This is a genomic window from Staphylococcus simulans, assembly GCF_047037175.1.
Classification (GTDB): Bacteria; Bacillota; Bacilli; order Staphylococcales; family Staphylococcaceae; genus Staphylococcus; species Staphylococcus simulans_C.
In genome coordinates this window covers 21397-36423 of the sequence record NZ_CP178242.1, presented here as the reverse complement: position 1 = coordinate 36423, position 15027 = coordinate 21397, and the positions used below count along the sequence as shown (strand labels likewise).

General features: G+C 30.8%; 15 protein-coding genes. 7 read left to right on the top strand and 8 right to left on the bottom strand.

Annotated features, from left to right (window positions below; genetic code table 11):
• The first annotated feature begins 434 nt into the window (after positions 1 to 434).
• The 3 genes from lsa(E) (at position 435) to ACFCT9_RS12870 (ending at position 3854) form a co-directional block, all read left to right on the top strand.
• Positions 435 to 1919, top strand: coding sequence for an ABC-F type ribosomal protection protein Lsa(E) (lsa(E), locus tag ACFCT9_RS12880; protein WP_002294513.1), 1485 nt, complete (start codon positions 435 to 437; stop codon positions 1917 to 1919).
• Between the two features lie 53 nt (positions 1920 to 1972).
• A complete protein-coding gene (gene lnu(B), locus ACFCT9_RS12875; RefSeq protein WP_002294514.1) occupies positions 1973 to 2776 on the top strand; it encodes a lincosamide nucleotidyltransferase Lnu(B) in 804 nt (267 codons plus the stop codon).
• Positions 2777 to 3179: 403 nt separating this feature from the next.
• Positions 3180 to 3854: an IS6-like element IS257 family transposase gene (locus tag ACFCT9_RS12870; protein WP_014158489.1), complete on the top strand. Its 675-nt coding sequence runs from the start codon at positions 3180 to 3182 to the stop codon at positions 3852 to 3854.
• Positions 3855 to 3885: 31 nt separating this feature from the next.
• Here the strand turns inward: ACFCT9_RS12870 and ACFCT9_RS12865 are convergent, their stop codons facing one another.
• The 6 genes from ACFCT9_RS12865 to copB all read right to left on the bottom strand — a co-directional run bounded on the left by ACFCT9_RS12865 (position 3886) and on the right by copB (position 10048).
• Positions 3886 to 3975 carry a hypothetical protein gene (locus ACFCT9_RS12865; protein WP_412521700.1) on the bottom strand — a complete coding sequence of 30 codons (90 nt, stop codon included), beginning with the start codon at positions 3973 to 3975 and terminating at the stop codon, positions 3886 to 3888.
• Between the two features lie 209 nt (positions 3976 to 4184).
• Positions 4185 to 4985 (bottom strand): hypothetical protein, encoded by an 801-nt coding sequence (locus ACFCT9_RS12860; protein WP_031915619.1) that lies wholly within the window; start codon positions 4983 to 4985, stop codon positions 4185 to 4187.
• A 21-nt stretch (positions 4986 to 5006) separates the two neighbouring features.
• Positions 5007 to 5636, bottom strand: a complete 630-nt coding sequence (locus ACFCT9_RS12855) for a recombinase family protein (RefSeq protein WP_031588345.1) — start codon at positions 5634 to 5636, stop codon at positions 5007 to 5009.
• A 353-nt stretch (positions 5637 to 5989) separates the two neighbouring features.
• Positions 5990 to 6535, bottom strand: coding sequence for a YdhK family protein (locus ACFCT9_RS12850; RefSeq protein WP_002510756.1), 546 nt, complete (start codon positions 6533 to 6535; stop codon positions 5990 to 5992).
• A gap of 19 nt (positions 6536 to 6554) precedes the next feature.
• Positions 6555 to 7988, bottom strand: coding sequence for a multi-copper oxidase Mco (mco, locus tag ACFCT9_RS12845; protein ID WP_000277153.1), 1434 nt, complete (start codon positions 7986 to 7988; stop codon positions 6555 to 6557).
• Between the two features lie 14 nt (positions 7989 to 8002).
• Complete coding sequence (copB, locus tag ACFCT9_RS12840) at positions 8003 to 10048, bottom strand: copper-translocating P-type ATPase CopB (RefSeq protein ID WP_019169200.1); 2046 nt, start codon at positions 10046 to 10048, stop codon at positions 8003 to 8005.
• 266 nt (positions 10049 to 10314) lie between these two features.
• Between copB and ACFCT9_RS12835 the strand changes: the two genes are divergently transcribed.
• The 3 genes from ACFCT9_RS12835 to ACFCT9_RS12825 are packed head-to-tail and all read left to right on the top strand — an operon-like array spanning position 10315 to position 13130.
• On the top strand, positions 10315 to 10908 hold the full coding sequence (locus ACFCT9_RS12835) for a recombinase family protein (RefSeq protein ID WP_044466683.1): 594 nt from the start codon (positions 10315 to 10317) through the stop codon (positions 10906 to 10908).
• The gene (locus ACFCT9_RS12830) at positions 10880 to 12322 is read left to right on the top strand and encodes a Mu transposase C-terminal domain-containing protein (RefSeq protein WP_107508856.1); all 1443 of its coding nucleotides are present in this window, start codon (positions 10880 to 10882) and stop codon (positions 12320 to 12322) included. Before ACFCT9_RS12835 ends, ACFCT9_RS12830 begins: the two co-directional genes overlap by 29 nt.
• Positions 12315 to 13130, top strand: coding sequence for an AAA family ATPase (locus ACFCT9_RS12825; RefSeq protein ID WP_412521698.1), 816 nt, complete (start codon positions 12315 to 12317; stop codon positions 13128 to 13130). The genes ACFCT9_RS12830 and ACFCT9_RS12825 overlap by 8 nt, the downstream gene beginning before the upstream one ends.
• Positions 13131 to 13384: 254 nt before the next feature.
• On the opposite strand, the gene ACFCT9_RS12820 is transcribed toward ACFCT9_RS12825, so the two are convergent.
• Entirely contained in the window at positions 13385 to 13990 is a 606-nt protein-coding gene (locus tag ACFCT9_RS12820) for a hypothetical protein (protein WP_304370837.1), read from the bottom strand.
• A gap of 21 nt (positions 13991 to 14011) precedes the next feature.
• On the bottom strand, positions 14012 to 14713 hold the full coding sequence (locus ACFCT9_RS12815) for a hypothetical protein (protein ID WP_042743143.1): 702 nt from the start codon (positions 14711 to 14713) through the stop codon (positions 14012 to 14014).
• A 122-nt stretch (positions 14714 to 14835) separates the two neighbouring features.
• Here ACFCT9_RS12815 and ACFCT9_RS12810 point away from each other — a divergent pair, with 122 nt between their 5' ends.
• Positions 14836 to 14937, top strand: coding sequence for a type I toxin-antitoxin system Fst family toxin (locus ACFCT9_RS12810; protein ID WP_032495651.1), 102 nt, complete (start codon positions 14836 to 14838; stop codon positions 14935 to 14937).
• The last annotated feature ends 90 nt before the right edge of the window (positions 14938 to 15027 follow it).

Genomic DNA, 15027 nt, shown 5'->3' with positions numbered 1-15027 from the left:
AAGAGAACAGAAGAATTATATTGGATTTTTAAAGATAATATGATATAATAAAACGACTTGGAGGTGGAAGAATGTATAACTTTTCTTGCTAATTATATGATGCATAATAAGATATTTAAAGAAACGGCTATAGAACCGTTTGTTTTGTTATGCAAATTGCAAGAAAGTTAAGTATTCTACACTCAATAATACATTACAGTAACCTTATGTTATGTATAACAAAAGGTAATAATAGTATTTGTTTTTGAGCCGTAAGAATTTACTTTCTTGCGGCTTTTAATATTTGTAAAAGAAAGGAAGATAAACGTGATAGACAATGATACTATGTCATTCATGACAAAATCCTTGCAGAGTTGGATAACATTATAGAGTAATTAATGCCGAAAACCGACTTTGCTTATAAAATTTTTATAATGTAAAGGAGGAAGAAATATATGTCCTTAATAAATGTTTCAAATCTAACTTTTTCATATGAAGGAAGTTATGACAATATTTTTGAAAATGTAAGTTTTCAGATAGATACAGATTGGAAACTCGGTTTTATTGGAAGAAACGGACGCGGTAAAACTACTTTCTTAAATTTACTGCTTGGCAAATATGCGTATTCCGGCAATATAAGTTCTACAGTTAAGTTTGAGTATTTTCCTTATGATGTGGAAGATAAGAGTCTATATACAATTGAAGTAATGAAGAGTATTTGTACGGAATGTATGGATTGGGAGATTTTTCGTGAAATATCATTGCTTGATGTTCAAGAAGATGCTTTATATCGTCCGTTTAATACATTGTCAAATGGTGAGCAAACGAAGGTCCTTCTTGCAGCTTTATTCCTTACAGCGAGTTGTTTCCTGCTTATTGATGAACCTACAAACCATCTTGACATCGATGCACGTAATGTAGTGCAAAACTATTTGAAACGCAAGAAGGGGTTTATTTTGGTATCTCATGATAGAAGCTTACTTGATCAATGTGTTGACCATATACTATCTATCAATAAAACGAATATCGAAATCCAAAAGGGAAATTTTACTTCTTGGTGGGAGAACAAAACGTTACAAGATAATTTTGAACTGGCAGAAAACAAGAAACTCCTTAAAGAAATAGGAAGGTTGTCTTATGCAGCAAAACGTAGTTCAAACTGGTCAAATAAAGTAGAAAAAAGTAAATATGGAACAACAAATTCTGGTTCAAAACTGGATAAGGGTTATGTTGGACATAAGGCTGCAAAAGCGATGAAACGTGCCAAAAATATTGAGTCAAGACATCAGGAAGCCGTTTTACAAAAATCAGAACTGCTCCACAACATTGAACAATATGATGACTTAAAAATTTCACCACTTGAATTTCACAAAGAGTGCTTAATAGAAGCGAATGATTTATCATTGTCTTATGGAGATAAAGAAGTATGCAGTAATCTTAATTTCAGAGTCAATATTGGTGATAGAGTTGCCATTATCGGAAAAAATGGGAGTGGTAAGTCTAGTATCCTAAAATTGATTAATGGAGATGATATTAAATTTACCGGAAATTTTATGCTAGCAAGTGGACTAAAAATTTCTTATATTTCGCAAGATACTTCATATTTAAAAGGTAATCTATCTGAATTTGCCTATAATAATAAGATCGATGAAACTCTATTTAAAACGATTCTTCGTAAACTGGATTTTAATAGAGAGCAGTTTGATAAGAACATGGTGGATTTTAGTGCTGGTCAGAAAAAGAAAGTACTAATTGCTAAAAGCCTTTGTGAAAGTGCACATTTGTATATATGGGATGAGCCATTGAACTATATTGATATTTTTTCACGTATCCAAATTGAAAAAATGATTTTGGAATATTGTCCTACACTATTGTTTGTGGAGCATGATGATGCTTTTTGCAATAACATTTGTACGAAAAATATTAATTTAGGTTTGTAGAGATTTTGAGTTGCCACAATAACTAAAAGATATTTACATGAAAGGGTGAAGAAATGTTAAAACAAAAAGAATTAATTGCAAACGTTAAGAATCTTACTGAGTCAGATGAACGAATTACAGCTTGTATGATGTATGGATCGTTTACCAAAGGAGAAGGTGACCAATACTCTGATATAGAGTTCTATATATTTTTGAAAGATAGTATAACCTCGAACTTTGATTCATCCAACTGGTTGTTTGACGTAGCTCCGTACTTGATGCTTTATAAAAATGAGTACGGAACAGAGGTAGTTATTTTTGATAATCTTATACGTGGGGAATTTCATTTCCTTTCTGAAAAAGATATGAACATAATCCCCTCGTTTAAAGATTCAGGTTATATTCCTGATACGAAGGCTATGCTTATTTACGATGAAACAGGGCAATTAGAAAATTATTTATCAGAGATAAGTGGTGCAAGACCAAATAGACTTACTGAAGAAAATGCTAATTTTTTGTTGTGTAATTTCTCTAATCTATGGTTGATGGGAATCAACGTTCTAAAAAGAGGAGAATATGCTCGTTCATTAGAACTCTTATCACAACTTCAAAAAAATACACTACAACTTATACGTATGGCAGAAAAAAATGCTGATAATTGGCTAAACATGAGTAAAAACCTTGAAAAAGAAATTAGCCTTGAAAATTATAAAAAATTTGCAAAGACCACTGCTCGATTAGATAAGGTAGAATTATTTGAAGCCTATAAAAATTCTTTGCTATTAGTTATGGATTTGCAAAGTCACCTTATTGAACAATACAACTTAAAAGTTACACATGACATTTTAGAAAGATTGTTGAATTACATTAGTGAATAGGAGAGTAACGTTATTCACAGTATTGGGTACTGAAAATTAACAGCATACCTCAGTTTTTCAAAAAACAGCGAAGCCTATGGATATGTTCCCGTCTACCGATAGTGCAAAAAGTGTCGTGGATATGTTTCCGAGAACGGACATACACAAATGACATTCATTCTGTCCTCTCAATCCATATTGAATGTGTGACTGTTTTAAGTAAGTAAGGAAAACATAAAAAAACGGGCTCTTTGTCAAATCGGACTGATGAGACAAATATTGAAGATGATGAATTTGAGAATTTTCTCAAATTCATCATCTTTTTTTAGTTATTCAATTGTGACAAGGTCGTTTATCATAAAAATTCTGGTTCTGTTGCAAAGTTGAATTTATAGTATAATTTTAACAAAAAGGAGTCTTCTGTATGAACTATTTCAGATATAAACAATTTAACAAGGATGTTATCACTGTAGCCGTTGGCTACTATCTAAGATATGCATTGAGTTATCGTGATATATCTGAAATATTAAGGGAACGTGGTGTAAACGTTCATCATTCAACGGTCTACCGTTGGGTTCAAGAATATGCCTCAATTTTATATCAAATTTGGAAGAAAAAGCATAAAAAAGCTTATTACAAATGGCGTATTGATGAGACGTACATCAAAATAAAAGGAAAATGGAGTTATTTATATCGTGCCATTGATGCAGAGGGACATACATTAGATATTTGGTTGCGTAAGCAACGAGATAATCATTCAGCATATGCGTTTATCAAACGTCTCATTAAACAATTTGGTAAACCTCAAAAGGTAATTACAGATCAGGCACCTTCAACGAAGGTAGCAATGGCTAAAGTAATTAAAGCTTTTAAACTTAAACCTGACTGTCATTGTACATCGAAATATCTGAATAACCTCATTGAGCAAGATCACCGTCATATTAAAGTAAGAAAGACAAGGTATCAAAGTATCAATACAGCAAAGCATACTTTAAAAGGTATTGAATGTATTTACGCTCTATATAAAAAGAACCGCAGGTCTCTTCAGATCTACGGATTTTTGCCATGCCACGAAATTAGCATCATGCTAGCAAGTTAAGCGAACACTGACATGATAAATTAGTGGTTAGCTATATTTTTTTACTTTGCAACAGAACCATATATTTTATAAACGCTTTTGATTCCTTGTCTGACATAGTCCGTTCACTACCGGATAAAATTTCACTGACTTTTTTAGAATCATTAGATTCTACAGCATCTTCAAATTTATTTATTTGTCCTAGGGCATCTATTTTTCTAACTACAAATACAATTATTAAAGCAATTAAGATAATTATTAGTAATAAGAAACCATATATATATATGGCTTCTTATTACGTGTCTTTTCATTTTCCATACGCATTACCCTTTATATCAATGTAGTAGCAAGTTATTTATTACTATTAAACCACGATGAAATTTTATTCTTGATTTCATCTAACTTATTATTAACTTTATTTAATTCTTCTTCCATTTTTTCATTGTTACCATTATCTTGTTGGGTTTTTGCGTCTTTCAAATTATTAATTGTGTTCTGATAATCTTCTGCAACTTTATTTAATTTGTCTGTATCTGCTTGTTGTTTTAGGCTATCAACTTTATTTTGTAATTCTGCAATTTTTGAATTTGTATCATCATTGCTATTCTCAATACTATCTTTTGTAGATTGAATTTGATCACGAATTTCTTGGTCTTGTTCTTCTACTTTTTGGCCATTATTTGATTGGCCATTATCAATTTGTTCTTGTGATGTATCATTATTATCTGTAGGTTGTTGCTCATTTCCATTGCTACATGATTTAAACAACAATATTACTAAACCAATCAATAATACTACAATGACTGCTACTAACCATTTATTTTTTCTTTTAGCTTTAGTGTTCTCTTGCTGCTGTTCTAAATCACGTCTAAAATCACGTTCATTATAGTAATCTTCCGGTCGATTTCTTGTTGATATATTTTCATTATATGAATCTTTATTTTTTTCAACTCTACTTAAATTATCATTAACATAATCATGATATAATAATTTAAATTTCAAACCGAAAACTTTTATCGAATCTTCATCAGTTATTGTGTTTGTATAAAATTGACTGTTTACTCTACCATGTTTATCTAAAGCAATGATTCTTCCATCATTCTCTATTTTTAAAATTTTAGGGTACTCTCTGAAATCTCCTGATTTACTCATAACGATTACCTCCATAATAAATTAATTATCTATATCTTTATATATTCCACTTTGATAATCTTTTTTTATTCTATATATGGTTTGTCTTGATAATCCTACTTTTTTAGCAATTTTACTAATTGCCATACCTTGATCTAAAAAACTAACAACACGATAATATACTGCCTGTTTATGTGGGTCTTTAGCAATAGGACTATATAATTTGGGTCGCCCTTTATATATACCTTTAGATTTTGCAACAGCTATTCCATCAGCCTGTCTACGTCTGCTATCATTTCGTTCTTGTTCTGAAATCATTGCCAGTAATTGAATAATTAAATTTTTTAAGAATTTATCTAACAATTCATTACCGATAATTTCATTCATCATTGGTAGGCTTGTAATTATTAATCTAACATTTTTTTCTTTAAGAAAATCTACTGTTTTAATTACTTCATCATAATTTCTGCCTAGCCTATCTAATGCATCGACTATTAAAGTATCTTCTTCTCGTACAAAATTCATTACTTCTTGAAATACTGGTCTTTCTTTAATATTTTTTCCTGATTGTTTTTCAGTAAATATTTTTTCTGCACCATTTGCTTTCAGTACTTCAATTTGTCTATCTAAATTCTGATTTTTAGATGATACTCGGGCATAACCAATTTTCAAAATCTCACCACCTTTTTGTTACACCCTAATCATACAATTTAAACCTTATGTCACTTTGCTTGATATGTGACTTTACCTGCTAATTTAGAATAACTTTTCTTGATAAATGATAAAGCTCAATACATTCACTATTCCATTTTTTATATTTTTCGAAATTCCATTGATAAATTATAAAAGATCCCCTCATTTTCATTAAAATCATTTAATTTTTCTAAACAAATGGCCACTCTCATTATTGTGGATATGAGAGTGGCCATAAATTTTATTTGTTTACTTGTCTATTTAACAAAGGGGATTCTCATTGCATTTGTGAATAACTAACTAAATACTTTAAAGCTTTAAAATGATAGACATTAACGAGATTTTAGTTCGTCAGTTGTCATCCATTTATGATTTTTAACCATCTCATCGTTTTCTGTTGATTTATAATCCACCATATAAACGGTTGTTTTTTCTACATCATCAATTTGAGCTTCTGCACCTTTCATACCAGGCATATGGTCAGCTTCTAATTTAACTGTATCACCTTTCTTGAATCCATTTTCAGGGGCATCTGCAACTTCCTCATTAACGACCCATTTGTGATTATTAACTTTTTCATCACCATTTGTAGGTGTGTAACTCACGACATAAGCATACGTTTTATAAGCACCTTTCACAGTACCTTTGGCATTTTTCATACCAGGCATATGATCAGCTGTAATTGTTATTTTATCGTCCTTTTTATATTTACTGTCATCTGTACTTTTCATATTATCTGGGGCTTTACTTTCACTCTTATGATTCATATGTTTTTCTTGTTTTTGATCTTTAGAATTTTCTTCTTCTTCGTTACCAGTTGAACAAGCTGATAATACTAATCCTGAAGCTACTATAATTGAGCTCAATTTTTTCATCATATTGAATTCTCCTTATAAATTATTTTGTTACTTTTATTTGTCCCATCATTCCATTATCTTCATGCTCAAGTATGTGACAATGGAACATGTATGTCCCAGTATTTTTAAAAACCACTTCTATTTTGGCTTTTTGTCCAGGTTCCAGAGATATAACGTCTTTTTTGCCTCTCATATCTTCTGAAGGTTTCTTCCCATCCACTGATAAAACTTTAAATTGCGTTCCGTGGATATGGAACGGGTGCTTCATACCACCCATTTTATCTTTGACGTTTTCAATTTCCCAAGTTTCTTTACGGTTTACCTTTTGTGTGAAATCTATTCTGTTAGGATCGAATTTTTTGCCATTAATAGTAACATTATCGTCCATACCTTCTAATTTGATTTTTTTATCTACTTTTGGAGTAGTGTCTTTGTTAGTACTTTTTTCTTTGTTAATAATTGGTAAAATTACTGTTTCATCATTATCAACAAGATTGACTTTTTCTTCTTTCATTTTAGATAAATCTATTACTATTTCTTTTCTTGCTGAAGGAGCTAAATTAATTTCTTTTAACTTTTTAGTCTTTTCTAAATGGCCGCCTTCTGAAGCAATATATTCAAAACTTTGATTATTACTTAGCTTAAGATTTAAATCCCGAGCATTGGAGCCATTTAAAAGTCTCAAACGTATTTTTCCTTCTTTTGTTGTTAATTTAGGATCTACTTTCCCATTCACAAGGACTGTATCACCTTGAGTACCATCTTCATCTTTCGTTTTTGTATAATTTAATTTTTTAGATACAAATGTTTTATCTTGGATTATTATAGGCAAATCATTTTTCCCATAATTGCTAGGATAATTATTCTTTTTGTCATCCTCTATATATAATAACCCTGATAAACCATTATAAACTTGTTTAGCTGTATTTGGGGAGGGGTGGGGATGATACCATAATGTAGCAGCCTCTTGTTTAACCTCAAATTTTATTGTTTTTTCTTTTCCTGGTTTTATAACTTGAGAAGGGCCTCCATCCACTTTTCCATCTATTTCTAACCCATGCCAATGAAATGTTGTATTTTCATCTAAGTTGTTGACTAACTTAATTTTAACCTTATCTCCTTTTTTTAATTTTAAAGTTGGCCCAAGTAAATTTCCATTGTATCCTAAAGTGTTAGAGAAATTACCTTTGTAAAATTCTGTCTTTCCTTTCTGCGCTTTTAATGTATAACTTTTATAACCATTGTTATCTTTTTTAGGATCTAAAACTTTGGGAAATGTTATTTCATTTTTTCCTTGTGAAGAATTCAAATTTTTTCTTTCGTCATGACTTTTCATATCCATCATATCATTTCGCTTTTGATCATTTTCTTTCATGTCCATCATGTTGTGCTTACCTTCTGCAAAAGTATCATTAGGAACCATAAACATTATAGAAAATAACGTAATTAAAATTGTGAACATTTTTTTATACATTATATTTACCTCTTTTATTTTAATTTTAATGTAAATGCATTAATTGCTACGATGATCGTACTTAAAGACATAAGTATTGCACCCACAGCAGGTGATAATATTAAACCAATAGAAGCTAATATACCAGCTGCAAGAGGAACTGCAATCACGTTATATCCTGCGCCCCACCATAAATTTTGAACCATTTTTTTCATCGTATTTTTTGAAAGGGACAAAAAATTGATAATATCAGAAGGATTACTTTTAACGAGTATGACATCCCCCGATTCAATAGCTACATCTGTCCCTGCGCCAATTGCCATACCAATATCTGCTCTAATAAGGCTTGGCGCATCATTGATACCATCACCAACCATCATGATTTTGCTACCATTGCTTTGATAATCTTGGATAATACTTTCTTTATCTTCGGGCATCAATTGCGCGTGGACATCACTAATACCTAATTCTTCAGCCACTGTTTGTGCCACTTCTTTATTATCGCCTGTAAGCATGACTGGCGTAATGTTTCTCGATAATAAATCCGAAACCATTTGTTTTGAACTTTCTTTAATTTTATCGCCTTGTGCGATAATACCAATAACTTGTCGGTCATGAATTAGATAACTAATAGAATTCCCTTGTTGAGCGAGATTCGTAAATTGTTCTTTATTATAATCAAAATTGCTTTTATCGAGATAAGAAACATTCACTATTTTGAGTTTTTTATTATCAACTGTGCCTTCTAAGCCTACACCTGGAATATTATTAACTTCTTGAGGAGTAGCATATGAAATATTTTTGCCTTTAGCAAAATCAACAATACCAGTGGCAAGTGGATGATTAGAATTACTTTCTAATGAAGCAAATAGACTCAATATTTCTTCATTATTTAACTCGTCTGTAAAACTTTCATAGTGATTCACTGAAAAGTTACCTTCAGTTAGTGTCCCAGTTTTATCCATCATGATGTAATCAATGTGTTGTGCGATTTCTACAGATTCTCTGTTTTTAATGATTAAACCATTATGTGCGCCTATAGAGGTAGAACGTGCTGTAACTAAAGGTATTGCCAAGCCTAATGCATGTGGACAAGCAATGACTAATACGGTTACTAGCCGTTCAAGTGCGAAATCGACGTTGTTTTGAATAAGCATCCATACGATAAATGAAATCAGGCCAATACTTACTGCAAAGTAAAACAAATAACCTGCGACTTTATCAGAGAGGAGTTCAGCTTTTGACTTATCGTTTTGAGCTTGGTTAACAAGACCCATAACTTGAGATAGGTAGCCATTTTCACCCGTAGCAGTCACTTTAACTTGTACTGTACCTGAACCATTAATTGAACCTCCAATAACATCATCATTATGAGTTTTATGAACTTTTTTTGATTCGCCAGTAACTAATGATTCGTCAATTGATGTTTCTCCTTGAACAATGATTCCGTCTGTGGGTATACTTTCGCCTGCTCTGACTTCCACAATATCGTCAATATGAATATCTGATATTTTAACTTCTTCTCGTTGATTGTTATCAATCAGCTTCACTGCAGTATTAGGTAAAAGTTCTGCCATTTTCTTCAGTGCATTGCCTGCATTACCTACTGCGTTCATTTCAATCCAATGACCTAATAACATGATTAAAATTAAAGTCGCTAATTCCCAGAAAAAGTCCATTGTATGTGTGGATGAACCACTGAAGTTATTCATATAAAAGGCGTATAAACTATAAATATAAGCTACTGAAATACCTAGAGCAACAAGCGTCATCATTCCAGGTTTTTTAGTTGAAATTTCATCTTTAGCCCCTGATAAAAATGGCTTTCCTCCGTAAAAGAATAAAATTGTAGCAAGAATTAATACAATCCAATCTGACCCTGTAAATGAAATTTGAAACGGTAATTTAACTCCCATCATGGGCGATAAAATAATAATCGGTATCGCAAAAATCAAAGAAATAAAGAATTTACTTTTAAAATTTCCATGATGGTGATGTTCATGATTACCATGACTAGTGTGATTTTCATGTTCTTGATGACTATGATGCTCATGATTTTGGTGTTTTTTGTTATTCGACAAAATTAAACCTCCTAATTTTATATTTTTAAAGATAGTAATAAGACAATTTGAGTATAACATATACGGGGTAGGGGTATATACCATTTGACTTTTTTATTTTGTAGTGTACAGAAAATAACCATTTTCTGTACACTCGTTTTTTATGTCTAAATAAGTATGTATTACATAGAATTATGTGTTCAAAAACCCAACAAAAAATCTATGTTCAAAAAAGATCTTGTGATTAAGTTATGGTACACTGAAGGTGTATATAGGAGGTTTGTATTTTGAAAATAGGTTATGCAAGAGTTTCAACTGGATTACAAAATTTAAATTTACAGGAAGATCGATTAAATACACATGGTTGTGAAAAGATATTTAATGACCATATGAGTGGTTCAAAAAGTAAAAGACCTGGTTTAGATAAAGCAATTGAATTTGCGAGGTCAGGAGATACCATTGTTGTTTGGAGACTAGATAGACTAGGACGTAACATGGAGGATTTAATCACATTAGTTAATGAACTTAACGAACGAGGTGTAAGTTTCCATAGTTTAGAAGAAAATATAACAATGGATAAATCAAGTTCAACTGGACAATTATTATTTCATTTATTCGCAGCATTTGCAGAATTTGAACGTAATTTAATTTTAGAGCGTTCTTCAGCTGGCCGAATTGCAGCACGTGCTAGAGGCCGATATGGAGGCAGACCAGAAAAATTAAATCAAAAAGATTTAAACTTACTTAAGACACTTTATGATAATGGCACGCCAATTAAGACAATTGCAGAACAGTGGCATGTTTCACGTACAACAATTTATCGTTACCTCAATAAATTGGAGGACAAGGAAGATGAAAAACAAGGAGAAGTATCTAACTAATTTTTCTGAAGCCAAACGTAAAAAAGCTACTCAAAAGTACAATATTATAAAACCTTTTATCCTAGGCGAACAATCTTTATCAAGTATTTCTAAAAGTAAAGGGATTGCGTTAAGCACCCTTTATAGATGGAATAAGTCATATAAAGAACAAGGACTTAAAGGACTAATCTATGCGACAAGAGCTGATAAAGGAACACGTAAAATAGAACCAAAGATAATTGATGAAATTGAACGCCTTGCGCTTATGAATAAAAGAAATAGTATAGCCACAATTCATAGGAAAATCACTAATTACTGTAAAGAAAATAATTTTGATATACCAAGTTATAAACAAATTTATAGTGTTATTAAAGCGATGCCTAAGTCTGTTATTGATTTCTCTCATCAGGGTGAAAAATACTATCAAAATAAGTACGATTTAATACAAATTAGAGAATCCTCAAGACCCAATGAAATATGGCAAGCCGACCATACTTTGCTAGATATCTTTATATTAGACCAAAAAGGTAATATCAATAGACCATGGCTAACTATTATTATGGATGACTATAGTCGTGCAATTGCAGGCTATTTCTTAAGTTTTGATGCCCCCAATGCTCAAAACACAGCATTAACACTACACCAAGCAATATGGAATAAGAATAATACCAATTGGCCAGTATGTGGTATACCCGAAAAATTCTACACAGATCACGGGAGTGACTTTACCTCGCATCACATGGAACAGGTCGCTATTGATTTGAAAATTAACTTGATGTTTTCAAAAGTTGGTGTCCCTCGTGGTCGTGGAAAAATAGAACGATTCTTTCAGACAGTTAATCAAACTTTCTTAGAACAACTGCCTGGATATATAAACAATAATGATACTCCTAGTAATCTAATAAATTTTCACAATTTTGAAGAAAAATTACGTTACTTTTTAATTGAAGATTATAATCAAAAAGAACATAGTACTATTCATACCACGCCTATCAGTCGTTGGAATAGTAATCACTTTTTCCCTAATATGCCAAGTAGCTTAGAACAACTTGATTTATTATTGTTGGAAATACCTAAATCTAGAAAAGTTCATTCAGATGGCATTCATTTTCAAGGTTTTCGATACAGTAATACTAATCTAGCAGCTTATGTAGGTGAATATGTACTGATTCGTTATAACCCAAATGATATGGCTGAAATACGTGTGTTTTATAGAGATGAATTTCTTTGTACTGCTATATGTCCAGAAATAGCTGATTACTCCATAGATATAAAAGACATACAGCACGCTCGTAGTCAGAGAAGAAAACACTTAAAACAAAATATTGCTAGTCCAAGTACCACGGAATTAATTAAGGAAGAAAAAAATTGTGGTTATTCACCTCAAGAAACGACTAAAAACGTCAAAAAATTAAAGAGGTATCGTAATGACTAAAAATCAAAATTTCATTGAAACGAAAGAGTATAAACGCTTTGCTGAATTTTGTGATGCTTGTATTAAATATCAATATATTGGGATCTGCTATGGTCAACCTGGTGTCGGAAAAACTTTATCGTCTAGGTATTACACAAATTGGGATACTATTGAAAAACAAGTTAACCATAGAGGTTGGGAAGATTTAGCTAGTAAAACGACCGATGACATACTATCGGTGGATAAAATATTTTATACTGCACCAGCAGAAAAACAAACTAAATTAAGGAATGATTTATATAGTATTACTGCAAGCATTGATTTGGGTCAAAAATTACATGTTGTAAATAAGTATGGACATGAACATAGTAAACATTATAGTGATATGTTTAAATATATTGATTTAATTATAGTAGATGAGATTGATCGCCTTAAAGTGCAACATTTAGAGCAATTAAGAGCTATTTATGATGAACATAATTTAGCAATGATATTTATTGGTATGCCGGGTATAGAGAAAAAACTATCTCGTTATCCTCAACTATATTCGCGTATAGGTTTTGCACATGAATTTGATAATCTAAGTAAAGATGAGACGCATCATATATTAGAATATAAGTGGCAAGATTTAGGATTTGATTTAAAACTCGAAGACTTTACTGATTATGAGGCAATAACGACGATTATTAAAATTACAAAAGGGTATTTTAGGCTGATTCATCGTTTATTTGCGCAGATAGACAGAATTATGGATATAAATGGTTTAGATAAAATAAGTACAGAAGTTGTAGAAACAGCTAGAGATAGTTTAGTTATAGGTATTCGATAATAGAAAAAGCAACGCATTTTAATATAGTGCGTTGCTTTTCTCATTTATTAGGTAAAGTCATTCTCATATATCGAGTAAAGTGACACCAAGTACGAATATAGTTAAAGGCTTATAGAATTTGTTCAGTTCTACAAGCCTTTAACCCTTATATATAGTAATTATTCAAGCGTATTTTTTATTAAATTATTTTACTTATTGAAATGTATTATTTTCTAATGTCATACCCTAGTCAAAACCGATCGTTTTTGACCAGCTTATAATCTATTTTCACAATATTTTCTAAAACTTCTATAATCATTTAAAGCTTTAATAAATAACTTTCGATATTTTTCTTCATTTTCTTCTTGTTTTTCATGCTTATTTCGATCATATACACCTGATCTACTACCTATAAAACTAACCCTTATTGTTAAACCACCTGCATTATCTAAATGATTATCCCATATAAAGTTTTCTAAATTTGCTAAAGACTTACATAAAGATTTAAATTTCATTTTTGCCTTTATATTAGAAAACATTACTACTGTACTTTTACCATAATAATAATTCGCAAAGTCACTAAATTCTGATAACCTTTCTACACTTATATTATTGTCATTAATTCTAATACTTTCTAACATACCACCTATTTTTTCTAAATCTTTTCTAATAACTTCATACGACTTTTTATCTATCCTTGTAAATGAAATTATATTAATCAAAATTAGTAATAAAAGCAATATCGCTATAAATATTATAGAATATATAATTTTTTCACGGACTTCTATTGATGATATGTTAATTATAATTAAAGCAATTGCTGTAATTATAGATATTACACCGCTAATAACTTTATTTTTTATTTCTGAATTTTGGCTCATAAATTTACTCCTATTTATTTTTTAAAACCAATAATTATCATTATATATTGCTGTAATCATAATAACCCCTAATCTGATATAAAATTGTTTTTTGTCATTACTCCATTTACTTTTTTCTTCTAATGCTTCAGTGCTAGCATGTCTAAATATATGTGTATCTTTCCTATACTTCATAATATCTTTATTATTTAAAAAATCATAAAATACGCTTTCTGGTACATCTTTAAACTTACCTTCTTCTTTCAATAAGTATTCTATACAATTATTCAAAGTTCCTAATTGGTCATCTACTGTCTGATGTTCAAGGCCACCCCTACCATTAGCAATTTTATTAATAGTAGTATTCAAATCTTCTTCAACTTCAAAAAATGTATCGCTATTTTTTTTAATTATTTCCAGTTCATTTATTAATTCCCTGCGATCAGCCCACGGTATACTATCGTCGGGATTGTATCTTTTATTCGCTCTTATTTTGGCCTTTATTTCATCATAAGCAAATCTATTTAATGGGGTTTGTTTATTTACTACATTAGGAAATTGTTTAATGTAATAACCATTACTCAATAACCATTTTAAAATTGCTTTGTACTCTTTTTCATCTGCAATAGTAAAGTCTGAATATCTAAAACGGTTAGCTTTTTCAAATTTTGGTTCTAACGTTTTTTTAAAACTTTCTATTAAATCATCAAAGTCATTGTATTCGTATTGCTCTATTTTTATCAATTTACTTTCCCCTTACCCTAAGCTTTTTTATCATTAATTATACACTACCTTGATGATATAATGACTTATGTCATCAACAATCCTAACTGTTGAAATCAGACAAGTTAGGAGGTGCTAACAATATGTCTGTATTAACAATTATTTACTCAACACTTATTGCGCCAATAGTTATTGGCATAGTTCTTACGACTTATAAACATTGGTTAAATAATCGTAAGCGTTGATGGCTTTAAATAACCAGGCACTAAAAAACGCCATCTACTACGGCTATAGTAGATGGCGTTTGGTGCTTCAACATGTCTGTCGAAACAATT